General features: G+C 60.2%; 16 protein-coding genes. 9 read left to right on the forward strand and 7 right to left on the reverse strand.

Annotation, left to right across the window (positions count from 1 at the left end):
• Window positions 1–38 precede the first annotated feature (38 nt).
• Both dcp and PGH32_RS06820 read left to right on the forward strand, forming a co-directional pair.
• Window positions 39–2,183 carry a peptidyl-dipeptidase Dcp gene (gene dcp, locus PGH32_RS06815; protein WP_337893557.1) on the forward strand — a complete coding sequence of 715 codons (2,145 nt, stop codon included), beginning with the start codon at window positions 39–41 and terminating at the stop codon, window positions 2,181–2,183.
• A gap of 54 nt (window positions 2,184–2,237) precedes the next feature.
• A complete protein-coding gene (locus tag PGH32_RS06820) occupies window positions 2,238–2,870 on the forward strand; it encodes a hypothetical protein (RefSeq protein WP_337893558.1) in 633 nt (210 codons plus the stop codon).
• Here the strand turns inward: PGH32_RS06820 and PGH32_RS06825 are convergent, their stop codons facing one another.
• From PGH32_RS06825 to PGH32_RS06835, 3 genes are read right to left on the reverse strand one after another with little or no spacing between them, the layout of a single operon-like run.
• Window positions 2,871–4,058 carry an MFS transporter gene (locus tag PGH32_RS06825; RefSeq protein ID WP_337893559.1) on the reverse strand — a complete coding sequence of 396 codons (1,188 nt, stop codon included), beginning with the start codon at window positions 4,056–4,058 and terminating at the stop codon, window positions 2,871–2,873.
• Window positions 4,055–5,059, reverse strand: a complete 1,005-nt coding sequence (locus tag PGH32_RS06830; RefSeq protein WP_337893560.1) for a methyltransferase domain-containing protein — start codon at window positions 5,057–5,059, stop codon at window positions 4,055–4,057. The genes PGH32_RS06825 and PGH32_RS06830 overlap by 4 nt, the downstream gene beginning before the upstream one ends.
• The gene (locus PGH32_RS06835) at window positions 5,056–7,026 is read right to left on the reverse strand and encodes a TonB-dependent receptor (RefSeq protein WP_337893561.1); all 1,971 of its coding nucleotides are present in this window, start codon (window positions 7,024–7,026) and stop codon (window positions 5,056–5,058) included. The genes PGH32_RS06830 and PGH32_RS06835 overlap by 4 nt, the downstream gene beginning before the upstream one ends.
• A 121-nt stretch (window positions 7,027–7,147) precedes the next feature.
• On the opposite strand from PGH32_RS06835, the gene PGH32_RS06840 reads away from it, so the two are divergent.
• The 3 genes from PGH32_RS06840 to PGH32_RS06850 all read left to right on the forward strand — a co-directional run bounded on the left by PGH32_RS06840 (window position 7,148) and on the right by PGH32_RS06850 (window position 9,201).
• A complete protein-coding gene (locus PGH32_RS06840; protein WP_337893562.1) occupies window positions 7,148–8,074 on the forward strand; it encodes an AraC family transcriptional regulator in 927 nt (308 codons plus the stop codon).
• Between the two features lie 71 nt (window positions 8,075–8,145).
• A complete protein-coding gene (locus tag PGH32_RS06845) occupies window positions 8,146–8,592 on the forward strand; it encodes a DUF441 domain-containing protein (RefSeq protein ID WP_314420111.1) in 447 nt (148 codons plus the stop codon).
• A gap of 189 nt (window positions 8,593–8,781) precedes the next feature.
• Window positions 8,782–9,201: a hypothetical protein gene (locus PGH32_RS06850; protein ID WP_314420113.1), complete on the forward strand. Its 420-nt coding sequence runs from the start codon at window positions 8,782–8,784 to the stop codon at window positions 9,199–9,201.
• 137 nt (window positions 9,202–9,338) lie between these two features.
• On the opposite strand, the gene PGH32_RS06855 is transcribed toward PGH32_RS06850, so the two are convergent.
• Both PGH32_RS06855 and PGH32_RS06860 read right to left on the reverse strand, forming a co-directional pair.
• A complete protein-coding gene (locus PGH32_RS06855; protein WP_337893563.1) occupies window positions 9,339–10,166 on the reverse strand; it encodes a sugar phosphate isomerase/epimerase family protein in 828 nt (275 codons plus the stop codon).
• A gap of 433 nt (window positions 10,167–10,599) precedes the next feature.
• Complete coding sequence (locus PGH32_RS06860) at window positions 10,600–11,874, reverse strand: Glu/Leu/Phe/Val family dehydrogenase (RefSeq protein ID WP_314420118.1); 1,275 nt, start codon at window positions 11,872–11,874, stop codon at window positions 10,600–10,602.
• Between the two features lie 402 nt (window positions 11,875–12,276).
• On the opposite strand from PGH32_RS06860, the gene PGH32_RS06865 reads away from it, so the two are divergent.
• From PGH32_RS06865 to PGH32_RS06875, 3 genes are all read left to right on the forward strand, one after another.
• A complete protein-coding gene (locus PGH32_RS06865; protein WP_337893564.1) occupies window positions 12,277–13,617 on the forward strand; it encodes a D-serine ammonia-lyase in 1,341 nt (446 codons plus the stop codon).
• Between the two features lie 113 nt (window positions 13,618–13,730).
• On the forward strand, window positions 13,731–14,930 hold the full coding sequence (gene fabV, locus PGH32_RS06870; protein WP_337893565.1) for an enoyl-ACP reductase FabV: 1,200 nt from the start codon (window positions 13,731–13,733) through the stop codon (window positions 14,928–14,930).
• A 317-nt stretch (window positions 14,931–15,247) separates the two neighbouring features.
• Window positions 15,248–15,625, forward strand: coding sequence for a hypothetical protein (locus tag PGH32_RS06875; protein WP_337893566.1), 378 nt, complete (start codon window positions 15,248–15,250; stop codon window positions 15,623–15,625).
• A 34-nt stretch (window positions 15,626–15,659) separates the two neighbouring features.
• Here PGH32_RS06875 and PGH32_RS06880 read toward each other — a convergent pair whose 3' ends face one another.
• On the reverse strand, window positions 15,660–16,679 hold the full coding sequence (locus tag PGH32_RS06880) for a LacI family DNA-binding transcriptional regulator (protein WP_337893567.1): 1,020 nt from the start codon (window positions 16,677–16,679) through the stop codon (window positions 15,660–15,662).
• Between the two features lie 110 nt (window positions 16,680–16,789).
• Here PGH32_RS06880 and PGH32_RS06885 point away from each other — a divergent pair, with 110 nt between their 5' ends.
• Window positions 16,790–17,794, forward strand: a complete 1,005-nt coding sequence (locus tag PGH32_RS06885) for a Gfo/Idh/MocA family oxidoreductase (RefSeq protein WP_337893568.1) — start codon at window positions 16,790–16,792, stop codon at window positions 17,792–17,794.
• Window positions 17,795–17,960: 166 nt separating this feature from the next.
• Here the strand turns inward: PGH32_RS06885 and PGH32_RS06890 are convergent, their stop codons facing one another.
• The gene (locus tag PGH32_RS06890; RefSeq protein ID WP_337893569.1) at window positions 17,961–18,995 is read right to left on the reverse strand and encodes a Gfo/Idh/MocA family protein; all 1,035 of its coding nucleotides are present in this window, start codon (window positions 18,993–18,995) and stop codon (window positions 17,961–17,963) included.
• Window positions 18,996–19,173 lie beyond the last annotated feature (178 nt).

A 19,173-nucleotide genomic window follows, 5' to 3' on the forward strand; every position in this document is an offset into this window, starting at 1 on the left:
TCTGGGAGGCGTGCAACAGGGAGCAGGAGAGCAGGGAAATGCGTAGTAAATCCGCCATTTACGCCATAGTTATGGCACTGAGCGCCGGCGTGCCATCGCTGCTGGCGGCAGAATCGTTTAAGGAGAATTCGTCGATGTCCACCCGTAAGGATAACCCCTTCAGCCAGGCCAGCACGCTGCCTTACCAGGCACCGCCATTCGACCAGATCCAGGATGACGACTATCGCACCGCGCTGGAAAGCGCCATCGGGCAGAAGCGTGCTGAGGTCGCTGAGATTGCGGCTGACCCGGCACCGGCCGATTTCAACAATACCTATCTGGCACTGGAGCAGAGCGGCGAAAGCCTGCGCCGCGTCTATGGCGTATTCAACGCAATGACCGCGGGCAACACCAGCGATGCGCTGCAGGCGCTGGACGAGGACATTTCACCGAAGCTGGCCGCGCTGGACGATGAAATTCACCTCAATGCGGCGCTCTTTACCCGCCTGGATGCGGTGTATCAGCAGCGTGAGCAGCTGTCGCTGGATGACGAGTCGCTAAGGCTGGTTGAGGTCACCTGGCAGGCGTTTCAGCTGGCCGGGGCACGGCTTAACGACGCGGAAAAAACCGAGCTAAAAGCGCTGAACCAGGAATCGGCGACGCTCAGCAGCCGCTTTACCCGACGGCTGCTGGCGGCAACCAAGGCCGGAGGCCTGGCCGTGACCGACCGCCAGCAGCTTGCCGGGCTGAGCGAGGCGGAAATCGCCGTTGCCCATGCGGCGGCGGAAGCGCGCGGACTGCACTCCCAGTGGCTGCTGGCGCTGCAAAACACCACGCAGCAGCCCGCGCTTCAGTCCCTTGACGACCGCAGCACCCGTCAGGCGCTGTTCAACGCCGCCTGGACGCGGGCGGAGAAGGGCGATGAAAACGATACGCGTGAGGTGATTGCCCGGCTGGCGCAGGTGCGCGCCCGGCAGGCGAAGCTTTTGGGGTTTGACAGTTTTTCCGCGTGGAAAATGCAGGACCAGATGGCGAAAACCCCGCAGGCCGCGCTGGACTTCATGCGCCAGATCGTCCCGGCCGCCAGCGGTCGGGCAAAGCGCGAGACCGACGATATTCAGCAAATCATTACCCGCCAGCACGGCGGATTTAACCTCGCGCCGTGGGACTGGCTGTACTACGCCGAGCAGGTCCGGCGTGAACAGTACGACCTTGATGACGCCCAGCTCAATCCCTATTTTGAACTGAACAGCGTGCTGGAAAACGGCGTGTTTTATGCCGCCACGCAGCTGTACGGCATCACCTTTAAACCGCGAACGGATATTCCGGTTTATCATCCCGACGTGCGGGTTTATGAGGTGCTGGATAAGGACGGCAGCCCGCTGGCGCTGTTCTATACCGACTGGTTCCGCCGCGATAACAAGGGCGGCGGTGCCTGGATGGGCAATTTTGTTGAGCAGTCGACCCTGTCCGGCACCAAACCGGTAATTTACAACGTCGCTAACTACACCAAACCGGCGGAAGGGCATCCGGCGCTGCTTTCCTGGGATGAGGTGATCACCCTGTTCCACGAATTCGGCCACGCGCTGCACGGTATTTTTGCCGAACAGCGCTACGCCAGCCTGTCCGGGACCAATACGCCGCGCGACTTCGTTGAGTTTCCGTCGCAGATTAACGAGCACTGGGCCAGCAATGATCAGGTGTTCAGCCACTATGCGCGGCACTATCAGACCGGCGAACCGATGCCCGACGCGCTGCGCCAGCGGATGCAGGCCGCCAGTAAATTTAACAAAGGCTACGATATGAGCGAGCTGCTGGCGGCGGCGCTGCTCGACCAGCACTGGCATCTGCTGGCGGCGGATGCGCCGCTGCAGCAGGCCGACGTCATTGAGCAGCGGGCGTTACAGCAGGAAGGGCTGGACCTGCCGGCGGTGCCGCCGCGCTATCGCTCCAGCTATTTCCAGCACATTTGGGGCAACGGCTATGCCGCCGGTTACTATGCTTATCTGTGGACGCAGATGCTGGCGGATGATGGCTATGCCTGGTTTGAGGAGCACGGCGGGCTGACCGCTGAAAACGGCCAGCGCTTTCGCGATATGATCCTCTCGCGCGGCAACAGCAGCGACCTGCAGCCGCTGTTCCATCGCTGGCTGGGGCGTGAGCCACAAATAGAACCGATGCTGCATCATCGCGGGCTGAAATAGCCCGCGTACCGGCAGCGCACCGCGCGCTGCCTGACTTCATCCCCGGAGGAAAATATGGCCATTGTCGCCTGCCTGCATGCGGCCAGAAGTAATATTGCGGTTTTTGAACAGGCGCTGCTCGCCCTCGATTATCCGGACGTTGAGCTGCTGCACCGCGTGGAAAGCGATCTGTTTGACCGCGCGGTTGCGAAAAATGAGGTCACGCCGGAGATTATCGCCGCCACGCGTCAGGCGATTAACGAACTGTGCGAGCAGGCCGACGTGGTGATCGTCACCTGTACCACGCTGGGCGTAGCCGCCTTTGAAGCCGAGTTCAGCAGGCCGGTCCTGCGAATTGATGCCACGCTGGCGAAAGTCTCCTCGCGCTATCACGGTACTATTCTGGTGCTCTGCACCGCCAGCTCGACGCTGGCGTCGACGACCCGCCTGTTCAGCGCCTTTATTCCGGGTGAACGCCTGGTGGTGGAGCTGATCCCGCGTGCGTGGGCGTGGTTTAACCAGGGCGATATCGCCGGCTACCATCAGGTTATCGCTGACTACATCCGCCAGCGGCCTGAATGCGCGCTCGGCTGTATTGTTCTGGCTCAGGCATCGATGAGCGGGGCCGAAAAGCTGATCCACACCACGCTGTCGGTGCTGAGCGGCCCGCAGGTCAGCCTGCAGGCCGCGATCGACAGCCTTGCCTGATTACGACTGTATCAGCCTGGCTGCAATAACCCGCCGCTGCAGCCAGGCGTAAAGCGCCACCGCCAGCGTACAGCCTGCCAGCGTCGTTAGCATCACCCCGCCGCCAAAGCGGTCCAGCAGCAGCCCGCTGAACAGCGGTACGCTGAGGCGTGACAGGGTAAACAGGCTGGCCTGAATGCCGTAATCCACCGCCCGGTTTTCCTCACGGCTGAACGCCATCATCAGCATAAACATCAGCGCCGACAGCCCGCCGATGGCACAGGCCATCAGCGTGGAGATCGCCAGCAGCAGGCCGGCGGAGAGCCTGAGCGACACGCCCGCCGCCAGCAGCAGCAGCGACACGCCGGCAAAGAGCAGCCAGCCCGGCAGCGCGGCGCTGGCGTTGCGCCGGTTCAGCCAGCGGGCACCGATCAGGCTGACCACGGCGCCGGTGACGCTGCCGCCCACGCCCACCCACATAATCACCTGATGCATTGGCAGACCGGCATCCAGCAGCAGCGGCTTCAGCCACAGCCAGCCGCTGCCGAGGAACGGAAAAGCCAGCACGCAGAGTGGATACCAGCCTTTGCCTCCCGGCTGGCGGAAGAAACCGCGCATATCAACACGGCGGGACTCTCCCGCGGGCGGCTCCGGCAGCAGCCTGAGCAGCAGGGCGCAGAGCAGGGCGGCGGCGCTCATCAGCAGGCAGGGCAAAGCCCAGCCGTGATGCTGCCACAGCAGCAGCATGATGCCGCTGCCGCCCACCGCACCGGTAAACAGCGCGGCGGCACGCACGCTCCCCGCCCTGGCCTGCTCGCTGTCGTGAAACAGCGCAATCGCCAGGGCGTTGACCGGCACGTCGCACCAGGCCAGCAGCAGGCTACAGCACAGCAGCAGGGCAAACAGCAGGCTTTTATTCTGCTGCAGATCGAACTGGCTGAGCAGGGCGAACAGCAGCGCCAGCCCCAGCCAGAGCAGGCTTCCCCAGCTTTTATAGCGCTGACGAAACCGCCGTCCCCGTTCCACCGGCAGCGCCAGCCAGAGTTTGATCACCGCAGGCAGCGCCGCCAGCTGGAACAGGCCAAGCTGCTGGCCGCTCCAGCCCTGCTGGTGCAGGATCAGCGGCAGGCCCAGCATCAGCCAGGTCACCGGCAGCGTCAGGCTGACGTTAAACCAGAAGAACATCAGCTGCAGCAGCGCGCGGTTCACGGCTTCTCCTCACGAAAGGCACAGTGCACGTGCAGCGGCGCCATCGGAAACGGCTGCTCACCGCGATCCTCCACGCGGAAGCCCGCGTCGGTCAGCATTTGCGACAGGCTGTCGTGGTGGAAGACGTGCTTACCGCGCATCAGCAGCGGCAGAAAGAACGGCAGCACGCGGCTCACCTGCTGCGGATCGTCACCCAGCCGGGCGTGGGCGCTGATCAATACGCCGCCCGGATTCAGCCGCTGATACAGTTCGGCCAGCGTCCGCGCCGGATCGGCAACGAAATGCAGGAAAGAGGAGCACCAGATGATATCGAAGCGATCGCGCTCCGCCAGTTCGCTCACCGCGCTGAAGCGATCGCTGACCCCGGCAGCCACGAGATGGCCCTGCGCCACCTCGGCGGTCAGCGGCAGATCCTGCACCACGCCGGTCAGCTGCGGATAGCGCTGCGCCAGCGCCGCGCTCACCAGGCCCGGCCCGCCGCCCATATCCAGCAGCCTGGCCGGGCGGTTGAACTGGGCGACGGTGGCGGCAATCGCGCAGGCGGTATCGGCGGTCAGCGCCCGCTGCTCCTGGGCAATTTGCCCCCCGGCGGCGGCGGCCCAGGCGGCATCGTGCGGCAGCTGATCGCCATAACCCGGCAGCGGCTGGCTGAGCATGTCAGTCAGCTGCTGGCCAAAGCCACGCAGCGCCTGCAGGCGATAGCGCCACGCATCGCCCATGTACCGTTCGCCCTGCTGGCAAAGGTAGGGGCGGACGGCGGGCGCGGTACGGTAATACAGCGATCCGTCCAGCGGCTGGCGCTCAAGCAGCTGAAAGCTCCACAGCAGCTCCAGCAGATGGGCGGTCGGGTCGGCATGCCACCGCAGCTGTGTCGCCAGCTGTCGCGCGTTGAGCGGAGCCTGCAAATGGTCAAAAAGATGATTTTCAAGCGCCAGCTGTACGCTGTCAGCCAGCACGCTGTCTGCGGCCAGGCGGTCGATCAGGCTGATGGGAAAGGTCATAGTGTGTAGCTCACTTTCAGGCCGACTTCACGCGGCGGGCTGTAGATGCGTACGCTGCCGTTCAGATAGCCTACGGCGTCATACTCTTTATCGGTCAGGTTATCGATGAACAGCGAAACGTCGAGATCGCGCCAGCCGTAGCCCACGGTGACATCTACCACGCCATAACCGGCCTGGCGATACTGATTGCCCGCGTCGAGGAAGCTGTGGCTGGCACCGTGCCACTGCATCAGGCCGTATGCGCCGCTGGCATGCTCGTAGCGCAGGCCGAGGCTGGCGGTGGCGTCCGGGGCGAAGGTGTTGTGATTACCGGCATAGTCGTTGCTGCCGTCGCGGTAGCTATCGAAGCGGGTATGGTTCAGGCCGAGTGAACCCTGCAGGCGCAGTTCGGGCAGCAGGCTGTAGTCGGCCTCCAGCTCCCAGCCGGTGGAGCGGGCTTTGGCCGCGTTGTTGATGTACACCACGCCGGCCTGTACCACCTGCTGCACCTGCATATCGTCGATATCCATCAGGTAGACGGCGCTGCTGTAGCGCAGGCGGCGGTCGTCGGAAAGGCCTTTTACCCCCAGCTCCCACGAATGCACTTTTTCCGGGTTATAGCGGAAATAGTCGGTCGCCGGTGAGAAGAGGTTATAGCCGCCGGCACGATAGCCCTGGCTGTAGCTGGCATAGCTTTGCAAATCGGGCTGCCACTGATACTGCACGGTGACTTTCGGCGAGACGTTGTGCCAGCTGGCGCTGCGTTTATCCATGCCGGTCGGTGACATGTCAATTTCGCTGCGCTCGATGCGTCCACCCAGCGTTACGCTCCACGGCCCGCCCAGCATTTGCGTCCATTCGCCAAACAGCGCCTGCGTATGGCCGCGCTGGGCGTTGCGCATTTCGGTGGACATCATCGGCAGCTTCTGCACAAAGCGGTAATCATTGTCGTCGCGATCGACGTACAGCCCGGTCAGCCAGCGGTGGCTGCTGCCTTCGCCCTGCAGGCGAAACTCCTGCGAGAGGGTGGTGAATCGATTATCGCGCTGCATGCGCAGCGAGTCCGCCGCCGTGAAATCGGTATCCTGCTGAATGCGGTCGAGGATCTCGGTGCGGGCGGTAATCGAACGGAACTGCCAGCCGTTTGACAGCAGGTGGCGGTAGTCCAGGGAAACCACGCTGGCCTGCGAGTGGTTCCAGGAATCGCTGCCGCTGGCGACTTTTCTGTCGCGGCTGGCCGCCGGCCCCCACTGCGAACCGCCGTCGTGATAGCGCTGCTGGCTGTAGCGCAGGCGCAGATCGTCAGCGTCGTTCGGCGTCCAGCGCAGCAAGATGCGCGCGTTGTTGCGCTCGCGATCGTCTGCTTTGCCGCCGGTGGTGGTGTTATCGACGTAGCCGTTCTGCGACTTCCACTCACCCACTACTGCGGCATACAGCCGATCTTCAACCAGCGGGGTACTGAAGCTGCCGCGCAGCTGCTGCCGCTGACGGCTGCCGGCAATCGCCGTAATTTCACCGCGCTGAAGGTTATCCGGCGTGCGGGTCACCACGTTGATCACCCCGACTTCGGCATTGCGTCCGTAAAGCGACGACTGCGGCCCGCGCAGGATCTCCACGCGATCCACGTCGAGGAAGTTATTATCAAAGCCCTGGCCGGCCAGCAGCGGCACGCCGTCTTCGCTCAGCAGCATCGCCGAGTTAAACCCGCTGCCGCTGCCGGTCACGCCGCGCACCACCGCGAGGTTGGTGCCGGCCTGGCCCCAGGGTTGAAACGCCATACCCGGCGTCATCGCCGCCAGCTGGCTGACGCTGTCCACGCGGCGTTCTTCAAGATCTTCACCGTATAAAACCGAGAGCGAAGCCGGAACCTGCACGGCAGGCAGCTCGGTTTTGGTGGCGGTGACAACCATCTCATTATTCTGCACGTCGGCGGTGGCTGCCATCATGCCGGGGGCGGCCAGCAGCAGGCCCCAGTAAGGTCTTACCATTCTCATCCTCATCGTTTGTCGATAGCGCGGGGTCAGCAACTATGATATCTATAGATGAGAATGCTTATTATCCTCGTTTATATGCGAGGCGGTGATTTTACTCTGCGATACGGTGACGGTGATGATTCAGGCCTTTCAGGGAACACAAAGCTACCGGCTGACGTCGGCGGACGCCGAACAGCGGGGCAATATCCGCTCCCTTCCGGCCACGGTGGGCTCGTGTCATTCCCGTTTCAGTCCGGTTGCCGAAGGCTTTACCGTGGTCTGTTCCGACTACCAGCCGGTGCGGCCGCTGATTGAAGAAACCTGCAATCCGCACGATCGTCCGATGCTGGTGCTGACCTTTGGCCTGGGCGGGCACTCGCAGTTCCGCGGACGCGACGGCAGCGAAACCGACTTCAACGCGGGCCAGCTGACCGTCACCAGCTTTCACGGCAGCCGGGGAGAGCGCCGCTACCGCGCCGGTGAACCGGTCAGGCAGCTGCGCCTGCTGCTGAGCGCTGACAGCGTGACTCACTATCTTGGCCAGGCGGTCAGCGACAGGCTGTTTGCCACCGGGCGCGTGGTCAATCACGCGTTCACCCCCTACAGCCGGGCCACGGGAGCGCTGCTGGAACAGCTCGCGCAGGGCGGTGATGATACGCTGATGCTGCACATTCACGCGCTGAACCTGCTGGCCCAGCAGCGGCATATCGTGGAAGAGGCCAGGCACAGGCCGCTGCATCCCGGCGACGATCGTCGGCTGGAGCAGGCACGCGACTGGATGCTGGCGCACCTTGATGAACCCTTTTCATTAAGCACGCTGGCGATGGCGGTGGGGCTGAGTGACTACAAGCTCAAGCAGGGGTTCCATCAACGCTTTAAGACCACTCCCGGCCAGATGCTGCTGCAGCTGCGCATGGAAAAGGCGCACCGCCTGCTGGAGCAGGGCTATCAGGTGGCGCAGGCGGGCTGGCAGGTGGGATACCGCCACGCCAACAACTTCAGCGTGGCGTTCTATCGCTATTTTGGGCGGCAGGCCAGTGCGGTGGTCGGGAAAAAAAAGTAGAGGATGTGAAAAAAATGTTTATGCTGTGATAACAATATGCTGCAACCGATTTTGTCGTCCGGGAAATAAATATGTTCGATTTGTCATTAGTGATCCTGCTGTTCCTCGCTGCCCTGAGTTATTTCAGCCATAACCTTACCGTGACCATTGCCCTGCTGGTGCTGGTAGCCATTCGTCTGACGCCGCTGCAGCAGACCTTTCCCTGGATAGAGAAGCAGGGCGTTACCGTCGGGATTATCATTCTGACCATCGGCGTGATGGCGCCGATAGCCAGCGGTTCACTGCCTTCCAGTACGCTGCTGCACTCGTTCCTGCACTGGAAGTCCCTGCTGGCGATTGCCATCGGTATTTTTGTTTCCTGGGTTGGCGGGCGCGGCGTTGCGCTGATGAGCAGCCAGCCGACCATCGTTGGGGGCCTGCTGATTGGCACCATTATCGGGGTTTCGCTGTTCCGCGGCGTGCCGGTCGGTCCGCTGATTGCGGCCGGGCTGGTGTCGCTGCTGATCGGCAAGTCATAAACCGCCTGCCAGAGTGGATTAACCCGGCCAGCGTTAACCGCGCGTCCTGGCGCAGGCTGGAACCTTAGCGTTCATCCGGTGGCGCGGACGCGACACCACCGCCGGCGGGCATTTCCCGCCGCCGCAGTTCGGCCCGGTGCCGCACTGTGCTATGCTGCGCCCCATTCAATTTTGCATGCAGAGAAAACCGTGAGTACAAAACAGGATAAGCGCAATAAACGCGCAAAAGAAAAAGCGAAGCAGGCCAACAAATCCCGCGCCCATGGCCGCAAGCTGGACGCGATTGGCCGCCAGAATTATGAAGCCACGCCGGAAATGGTCGAACTGTTTAACACCCTGCCGGCGCTGGATGAAAGCGGTGACATGCCGTTTGTGAACGCCATCTATGACTGGTCGCTGGCCGAGTACCAGTTTGATGGCACAAATGAAGAGGGTGAGGCGCTGCAGGTTGCGGCGCTGTGCGTGATGTATATTCACTGGGCCACCAGCGGTGGGGCGACCACGCTGGTGCAGAACGAGCTGATTGAAGCGGCGTTGCGTCTGGTGGAAGAGAACGACGCCTTTAAGCAGCGCTATCAGGCAGCGGAAGCGGCGGCCAAAAACGCCTAAAAAAAGGGCAGGTTCCGTAGGGAACCTGCCAGTCATCTTGCCAACCCTACTTCATTTACCGCCTCCCTTCTTACCCCGCATGGCCGTGCTGAAAAGCACCACGCGGAGTAAGAGGGCGGTTTTGTTTATCTCTTACCTTACTTGCTGGTGTACGCCGTCAGGCTGTCCATTGAATCCTTTGCGATCTGCCACAGATCGTCTTCCCAGTGCGTCGGGCTGAGCAGCTCCGGGCACCAGACGCCGCCGTAGCCGGTTTTGTTCACCGCAGCCACCCAGCGGTCGATATCCACTTCGCCTTCACCGGGCTGATAGTTACGCTGTACGCGCTCGTCCCACGCCTCTCCCGGGTGCAAACGGCGGCCATCGCAAAAATGCACGCCGTAAATCAGATTCACATCAAGGGCTTCGACCTCTTCCGGCGTGGTATCGCCACCGGCATACAGGTGCCAGAAATCAATCACCACGCCAACGTTATCGGCACCCACGGCATCAATAATCGCCTTGCCCTGTTTGAGGCTGTTAAATGGCGTGAAGGCCACCACCTCAATCTGGAACTTAATGCCGTACTGCGCACCGATGGCGGCAATATCCCGGACGTTCTGCGTCAGGATCGCGGTGCGTTCCGCTTCGGAGAGCGCGTCAATTTCATTCAGCGCCATAATCTGCACCACCGGGCAGCCCAGCGCCTGGGCCGCGCGACAGATCCGGTCTGCTTCATCCAGCATTTCCCGGCGTTCCTGCGGCTGATGGCGGCCAATACGTTTCAGCGCGTTCATACAGCTGATTTCGATATTGTAGTGCTGCATCAGCTGCCTGTATTTCTCCAGCGTGCCGCCGTGCTCCAGATAGCGAAACAGATGTTCTGGCAGCAGTTCCAGGGCATCAAAGCCGGTTTCATGCGCGATACGCAGCTGGGTGACCGCGTTAGAATGTAAAACGGACACGCCATGCAAAGCTTTTTTCATCGGTTTTCTCTCATTCTGATGACTTCAATGCGCTGTGAGGGTGAATGATAGCTATCATTTTCATTTGATGTCTTTGATAGTTTTATATCATTTTCCGTCTGCGTTGATCTTCTGACGCGCAGCGGCCTGCGAATGGGAACAGCCTAAAGTTAAAGAAATTAAAATTCCATTTATTATGCAAATGAAATATTAATTCTTTGAAGTCGATCATGTTTTATCGCTGACTTATCGCGCAAATGATAGGTTTTGATAGAAAAATATCACGTCGGGCGAAGCAGGCGTGTAGCGTCGTTGTTCAGAGGAAAGTACCGGGGGGTAATCGGTAGCCGCTGAAGGCAGCCAGGCGATGCCGTCATCGTGGCCGGGTGGGAAGTGAATCAGGGGAAAGCGAAGTCAGACATCGGGGCGGTGGCCCGCCCCGAAAGCAGAGAAATCAACCCGGATAGATGCCGCGATCTTTACGCGCCATCAGGATGCGCTCACAGGCAACGATATACGCTGAGGTACGCAGGCTGCACTCTTTCTCGCGTGCTTTATCCCAGACGTGGATCATCGCTTCCGTCATGATCTTATCCATGCGTTCGTTGATCTCGTCTTCACTCCAGAAGAAGCTGGCCATGTCCTGCACCCACTCGAAGTAGCTGACGGTCACGCCGCCGGCGTTGCAGATCACGTCCGGCACTACGGTCACGCCGCGCTCGGCCAGCACGTCATCCGCTTCCGGGAAGGTGGGGCCGTTCGCGCCTTCCAGCACCAGCCGGCAGTGCAGTTTTTCCGCGCGCTGGCGGGTAATCTGTCCTTCCAGTGCGGCCGGGATCAGAATATCCATCTCCACGTCCCAGAAAGCGTCATCGCTAATCACGTCAGCACCGGTAAATCCGGCGATTTTCTTATTGGCCGCCTGCCATTCGGTTAATGCGGCCAGGTCGATCCCCTGCGCATTAAACAGGGTGGCGGTGTGATCCTGAATCGCCACCACGCGGCCGCCGGCAGCGGCAAACAGGCGTGCGGCTTCACTGCCAACGTTACCGAAGCCCTGCACGGCAATTCTTGCGCCTTCCAGTTCGATGCCGCTGCGGCGGGCCACTTCGCGGCCGGTAATAAACACGCCGCGACCGGTGGCTTTTTCACGCCCTAACGAGCCGCCAAGGTGGATGGGCTTACCGGTTACCACGCCGGTAATGGTGGTGCCGTGATTCATGGAGTAGGTATCCATCATCCAGGCCATTACCTTGCCGTTGGTGCCGACGTCGGGTGCCGGAATATCTTTCTGCGGCCCGATAATCAGGCCGATTTCGCTGGTGTAGCGACGGGTCAGGCGCTCCAGCTCGCCTTCGGACAGGGCGAAAGGATCGACGCGGATGCCGCCTTTCGCGCCGCCGTAAGGCAGGTTGACCGCGGCACATTTAATGGTCATCCAGGCGGACAGCGCCATCACTTCATTCAGGTCAACGTTGGGATGGTAGCGCACGCCACCTTTTCCCGGGCCGCGTGAGAGGTTGTGCTGCACGCGGAAGCCTTCGAAGTGACGGATGGTGCCGTCATCCATCTGGAGGGGAATATCAACGATCAGCGCGCGCTTGGGATGGCGCAGGGTATCAATCCAGCGCGACAGTTCACCGAGGTAGGGGGCAACGCGATCGATCTGCTGCAGGTAGGTTGACCAGGCTGTCTTGCTGCCTTCAGATACGTAAGATAGCTTTTCCATAACAAACCTTTATTTTATTAGCCCCGCTTCGTCGGTGGCGATTAAGACGCCGGCGCGCGTTGCTTAGTTATAACTACTAATTACCGTGGATTGCTCAGGACATCGCACTGAGCTGCCATCAATTTAACACCAAAAAAAAGTTTCAAACTTATTAAATAATTGTAAATTGCTCCGTTTTGGTGCAGGTTTTTGGCCTCAAACTGCATAGTTACCCTCGGCGTGCGGCCAGAGTTGCTTAACGGACGGTTTCCAGCTGATAGTTATGCAGGTAAACTGCATAGTGTTCTTTTTATTATATTTTTCAGAAATTTGAATGCGATCATACTTTGCCGTCAGCGCCCGATTTTCAGGCCGGCCGGCATTGAATGAGCCACCGCTCCGACGGATTCAGGAGAAGAAACTATGTTAACGAACGTTGAAGGCCTGAAGCAGAATTTTCCACTGCTAAATGATTTATGCGCACTACAACCAGTCACCTGGTTTAATCCCGGCTATACCCGTCTGCAGGAAGGCTATCCGTATGTAGGACTAAGCGCCGAACAGGTGGTCGATGCGGCCGCGCGGCTGCAGCGCTTTGCGTCCTGGCTGGCGATCGCCTTCCCGGAAACGCAGGCGAGCGGCGGTATTATTGAATCGCCGATTTGTCCGCTGCCCGCGCTGCAAACGGCGCTGGATGCCCGCTACGGCCAGCGGCTCGCAGGCCAGCTGTGGCTGAAAAAGGACAGCCACCTGCCGGTGTCCGGCTCCATCAAAGCGCGCGGCGGAATTTATGAAGTGCTGGCCCATGCGGAGAAACTGGCCACAGAGGCCGGATTGCTGACGCCCGCGGATGACTACGCCTGCCTGGCGCAGCCGGCGTTTCGCCAGTTCTTCAGCCAGCACCGCATCGCCGTGGGGTCCACCGGCAACCTCGGCCTGTCGATTGGCATTATCAGCGCCAGCCTGGGCTTTGAGGTGACCGTGCACATGTCCGCCGACGCGCGCGCGTGGAAAAAGCAGAAGCTGCGCAGCCACGGCGTGACCGTGGTGGAGTACGACCAGGATTACGGCGTGGCGGTGGCGGAAGGGCGGAAACAGGCCGAGGCGGACGAACGCTGTTTCTTTATCGACGATGAAAACTCGCACAACCTGTTCCTCGGCTACGCGGTGGCGGGAGAGCGGCTTAAATCGCAGCTGGCCGCGCAGCAGATCCGCGTGGATGCCGGGCATCCGCTGTTCGTCTATCTGCCGTGCGGCGTGGGCGGTGGCCCCGGCGGCGTGGCGTTTGGCCTCAAGCTGGCCTTTGGCGATAACGTTCACTGCATCTTTGCCGAACCCACGCATTCACCGTGCATGCTGCTGGGCGTGCATACCGGCCTGCACGATGCGATTTCGGTGCAGGATCTGGGCATTGATAACGTGACGGCCGCAGACGGGCTGGCCGTGGGACGCGCCTCGGGTTTTGTTGGCCGGGCGATGGAACGGTTGCTGAGTGCCTTTTATACTCTCAGTGATGACGAGATGTACGCGCTGCTGGGCCTGACGGCGCGTCATCAGCAGCTGGCGCTGGAGCCGTCGGCGCTGGCCGGCATGGCTGGCCCGTGGCGGATAACCGCGCAGCCTGAACAGCTGGCGAAGCAGGGGATCCCGACCCCGGCGCTGGCGGGCGCAACGCATCTGGTGTGGGCCACCGGCGGCGGCATGGTGCCGCAGGATGAGATGGCAACGTACCTCGCGGCGGCGGACGCTGCGCTTAAAGAATAGACAGTCATCGCGCTGAGAGTAGCCTGTCGGGCGATAAGCACGCATCCGTGCTTTGACTGGAAGGGCATAAGCGGTATTCTAGCGCCGAAAAAGTTTCCTAAATTGAGGTCGACATGATTATTAAACCACGCATTCGTGGCTTTATCTGTGTTACTGCCCATCCGGCGGGTTGTAAAGCTAACGTAGAAAAACAGATTGAGTACGTTACTGCTCAGGGCGAAATCGCTTCCGGCCCGAAAAAAGTTCTGGTCATCGGTGCCTCAACCGGTTACGGCCTCGCGGCGCGTATCTCTGCGGCTTTCGGCTGCGGTGCAGACACGCTGGGCGTGTTCTTTGAACGCCCGGGCGAAGAGAGCAAGCCCGCCACTGCCGGCTGGTATAACTCAGCGGCTTTTGAAGAGCTGGCAACCGCGAAAGGTTTGTATGCGAAAAGCATCAACGGCGACGCCTACTCCGACGCGGTTAAACAGAAAACCATTGAGCTGATCAAGCAGGATCTCGGCCAGGTTGATCTGGTGGTGTACAGCCTGGCTGCGCCGCGCCGCACCCATCCAAAAACCGGTGAAGTGTTCAACTCAACCCTGAAGCCGATCGGTAAACCGCTGGTGACCCGCGGTCTGAATACCGACAAAGAAACCATCCACGACGTGGCGCTGGAACCGGCTTCACAGGAAGAGATCGACGGCACCGTGGCGGTTATGGGTGGCGAAGACTGGCAGATGTGGATCGACGCCCTGCTGGAAGCCGGCGTGCTGGCTGACGGTGCGAAAACCACCGCCTTTACCTACCTGGGCGAGAAAATCACCCACGATATCTACTGGAACGGCTCTATCGGCGAAGCGAAGAAGGATCTGGACAAACGCGTTCTGACCATTCGCGACACCCTGGCCGCTCACGGCAACGGCGACGCGCGCGTTTCCGTGCTGAAAGCCGTAGTAACCCAGGCCAGCTCCGCCATTCCGGTGATGCCGCTGTATCTGTCACTGCTGTTTAAAGTGATGAAAGAGAAAGGCACCCACGAAGGCTGCATCGAGCAGGTTTACGGCCTGTTCAAAGACAGCCTGTACAACGCGTCGCCAATCCTGGATGAAACCGGCCGTCTGCGCGCTGACTACAAAGAGCTGCAGCCGGAAGTGCAGGAAGAAGTCGCCCGCCTGTGGTCCGTGGTCACCGACGAAAACCTGAACGAACTGACCGATTTCGCGGGCTATAAAGCCGAGTTTATGCACCTGTTCGGCTTCGGCCTGGAAGGCGTGGACTACGCGGCTGACGTGAATCCGGATGTGAAAATCAAAAACCTGGTGCAGATGTAATTTCTGCCGGGTTCCCTGAACTGAAAGGCTGACCGTTTGCGGTGGGCCGCGCAGTTCAGATATGACAAACCGCTATCGGCTAACGATGGCGGTTTTTTTTATCGCCGGGACAGTCATTAATTAGCGAATGTAGTTATTAACCTGATTTAAAGAAAAGTGAACGGCTTTAAGGTTGAGTAAGTAGATAATTTGCGACATTTTTTGCTATTATCTCAGCGCTTCCTTCAACCTGTTACGGGTCTTGAACTGCGTGCAATGAACGGCGTTGCACGGTTACCTTTTCTCCTGCGCTAGCAGGAACGCAATCTGGTGATGATATGAATAAATTAGTTCCGGCGCTGATGATGGCTTTTTTAGTCACGGGTTGTGCTGTTCATCCGCAACCACGCGTTTCGCCTCCGCCGCCGCCGCCACAGCCGGTTGTGGAAAATCCGACCTTGAGTGCCTTTGATGCGCGGGTTGGCCAGTGTCGTGACGAGCTGGATGCTCTGCAGTCCTATAATGTGACGGTCTATCAGCAGTACCGCCAGCGCTTCGACCGTATTAACGGCCAGCTGAACAAATATATGGAAATTCGCGGCAAAATCGGCAGCGACATTGACGATATTGCCCTGCCGAAATACCAGTTCAATCTGCGCAATCTCTGCTTCGATATTCGTAGCGAACTGACTCGCCAGATCGTTAAAGAAGTCTGACAGTCCGCGCGGCAGCATCACGTTGCCGCGCTGATTACCGGCAGTTCTCCCGCGTATACAGCACAAACTCTATCTTGCCGTCGGCGTATTCATCCGGCGCTATCTGCTGCTCCAGATATTTCAGCATCAGCGTCATTGAGCGCTGCGCCATTTCCCGCGTGTTTTGATCGAGCGTCAGCGCCAGCGCATCCTGTTCCAGCAGCGTGCGGGTGGTGGGATACAGCTCGTGGGTGATAAAGACCGCTTTGTTCAGCAGCCGGTAGCGCGCCAGCGCCTCGCCCGTTTCACGATTTCCCAGCCCGGTGTTGTAGACGCCCTGAATGGTTTTGCTCTCATACAGCTGCCGCTCCAGCAGGCGGCTGACCTGCTGGCGATCGTCCAGCGCCGCCAGCACCTTATGCACCCGCAGGTGCGGGAACTGGCTGGCCAGCACCGCGCTGAAGCCCTCAACCCGCTGGCGGTGCGCCAGGTAATCCATGCGGCCGCTGATAATAATCACTTCACTGGGGCCACCGATCATTTTCCCCATCAGCAGCCCGGCGGTACGTCCGGCCTGCAGCTGGTTAATGCCGACGTGGCACAGCCGTTTTGCGCCGGGAAGATCGGTCGCCAGGGTGATCACCGGCACCTGGCGATGCGCGCACTGCTCCAGCGCTGCGTAAATCGCCGGATGCTCATGGGCAAAAACAATAATGCCGTCGCGCTGTTCGCTGGCCTTAACGATCTGCGCCGCCAGCCGCTGCGGATTATCTTCGGCAATCAGCGTGCGGTGCAGCGTCACCTGACCGTACCCAAGCTGACCGGCAAGATCGCTGAAGTCCTGGCTCAGCTGGCTGAAGAAAAACGCCTCGCTGCTGCTGAGCAACAGTTCAATTTGCCACGGCTGATGATGGGCGTCCGGCAGGATGCGCCTCAGACCCGCCTCTCTCGCTGCCTGCAGAACGCGGCGGGTGGTCGCCGGAGAGACGCCACCGCGCTCGTTCAGTACCCGGTCGACGGTGGCAACACCCACGCCAACCTGCTTTGCCAGCTCCTCCAGCGTGATCTTCTTCACTCTTTACTCCACATGATGGATTTCCATCAAAAAGTCGATTCAGCCAGTATATTCACTGGCGCTATCCTGGCAATCGAACACTGATGTTTAACCAATAAAGGCGTCGCGAAATGGTACAAAAACGTAAGTTTGCCCTGCTGGGCACGGGATTTATCGGCCAGGTACATGCTAAAAACCTGGCGGCACACCCGGATATTGAGCTGGTGATGGTGGCCGACCAGGATCGCAGCCGCGCCGATGAGATTGCCCGCCGCTACGGTGCCCGCGTGGGGACGGTGACCGAGGCGATAAACAGTGACGCCATCGACACCATCCTGATTGCCACCTCCACCCCGTCACACGCCGAGTTCCTGGCCGCCTCGGCGGCGGCAGGCAAGGCGGTGTACTGCGAAAAACCTATCGACCTGTCGCTGGAAAAAGCGCGCCGGGTGGTTGACGAGGTGGCCCGCCATCCGGTGCCGGTGACGGTCGGCTTCAACCGCCGCTTCGACCCCAGCCACAATCAGCTCAAGCAGCACCTGCAGCAGGGGCTGATCGGTCAGGCTGAACTGATCCAGATGGTCTGCCGCGCGTCCGAACTGCCGCCGCTCAGCTATCTGCAAACCTCCGGCGGCCAGATGCGCGACCAGGCGATTCACTTCTTCGACCTGCTGCGCTGGCTGACGGAAGATGAAGTGGACACCATCGGTGCGATGGGATCGGCGCTGGCGATGCCGGAAATCGCCAGCTTTGGCGACGTCGACACCTCGGTGCTGATGATGAAAATGCGCAGCGGGGCGCTGGCGCAGCTGGATAATACCCGTCGTACCGGCTACGGCTACGATGAGCGCATTACCGTGCTGGGGTCAAAAGGGATGTCCGATTCCGCCGCACAAAGCCCGCAGGGGGCCACGCTTTATAGCACCGGTGGCATCAGCCGCCCGCCGCTGTATGCCGACTGGTTCAACCGCGTAAAGGAAACCTACTACCTGCATCTGGATGCGTTTGTCCGCTCGCTGAACGGCGAAGCGGTATCCGTGCCGGGCCTGCACGACGGGCTACAGGCGCAGGCGATTGCCGAAGCGGCGGTGAAATCGCTGGAAACCGGCACCTTCTGCCGGGTTGAGCTGCTGTAAAATATCACCGCAGCCGATCGCCGCTGGCGGTCGGTATCATGCTCAGCGTTTAGCGGAATTATCGTCGCTACTAACAATATCCGTGCGCTGGATCTGCCATGACCGGAATTAAAAAAGCCGCCAGAAAAACAGGCGGCTTTTACTCGTTCTCTTTCAGACGCTGAAACTACTTCTCTTCGTTAAACACCTGACCAATCTGACGACGCACTTCATCCATCGCCGCCAGCGTATCAATCGAGGCGGAAAGCGGGCGAACCGGCGATTCGGTTTTCCCCTGTCCCACGCACCAGGCGAAGTGAACCGCTTCGTGGAACAGCTGATCGTAGCGGTTACGGGGTTCATCAAAGTGCAGTACCTTGCCGCCCTGGCTGGAGGTGAGGGTAAACGGCCCCGGCGCGTAGAACGATGCGCCGCCGATCTCCAGCGTGGCATCGCGACCGGCAATCACCGCCGCGCACGGCGTGTTGCTGAACAGGGTGGTGTTCAGCACCGAGTGCATGCCGTTGCTGTGGGTCAGCAGCATCGAAGCCTGACCGTTGACGCCGCCCGGAACCTGCTGCCCGCTGGCATGAATGGAAACCGGTGCACCGGCTACCTTCACGCTGAAGCCGATCAGATAGCTGCCGAGATCCATCATCGGCCCGCCCGCCAGGTCGGCGTTGAAAATACGGTGATCGGGGGTAAAAAACTCACCGTGGTCGGCCAGCAGGGTGTGCAGATCGCCCAGCGCGCCATCCTCCAGCAGCTGGGAAATAACGTCGTACTTCGGCAGGAAGTCGCACCACATCGCCTCCATACACAGCAGGCCTTTGGCTTTTGCCAGTTCGGCCAGCCCGCGCGCCTGCTGTGCGTTCAGCGCCAGCGGTTTTTCGATCAGAACGTGCTTGCCGGCGTTCAGCGCCTGCAGGCCGTCGGGATAGTGATGGTTGTGCGGGGTGGCGATGTACACCGCATCAATGTCCGGTGAGGCCAGCAGTTCGGCGGCGCTGCCAAAGGCCTGCGGAATGCCCATTTTGCTGGCGAAGGCGCTGGCACGATCCTGCGAGCGTGAGGCAATCGCCACCAGCCGCTGCGAGGTGAACTCTTTCAGCGCGTGGGCAAAGCGTTCGGCAATCCAGCCCGGGCCGATAATTCCCCAGCGCAGGGAAGGAACGGCGTGCGGGTCAAGCGTGCGGGCCTTGGGTAGTGAGGACGGAAACATGGCAGCTCCTGATTATTATGTGTAGGGCATCAAGCGGATGGGTTCGCCACCGACGGCGATATTTCACTATAAACAGCGGATTTCGGTGGTGAAACCGCTTTTATGATGGAAAACCATCAATCTGCTCACTGCGCCAGCAAACACTAATCTTCGAACAAAAACAGCGCATTGCGCGCTG

This window comes from Erwinia sp. SLM-02 (assembly GCF_037450285.1).
GTDB lineage: Bacteria > Pseudomonadota > Gammaproteobacteria > Enterobacterales > Enterobacteriaceae > Erwinia.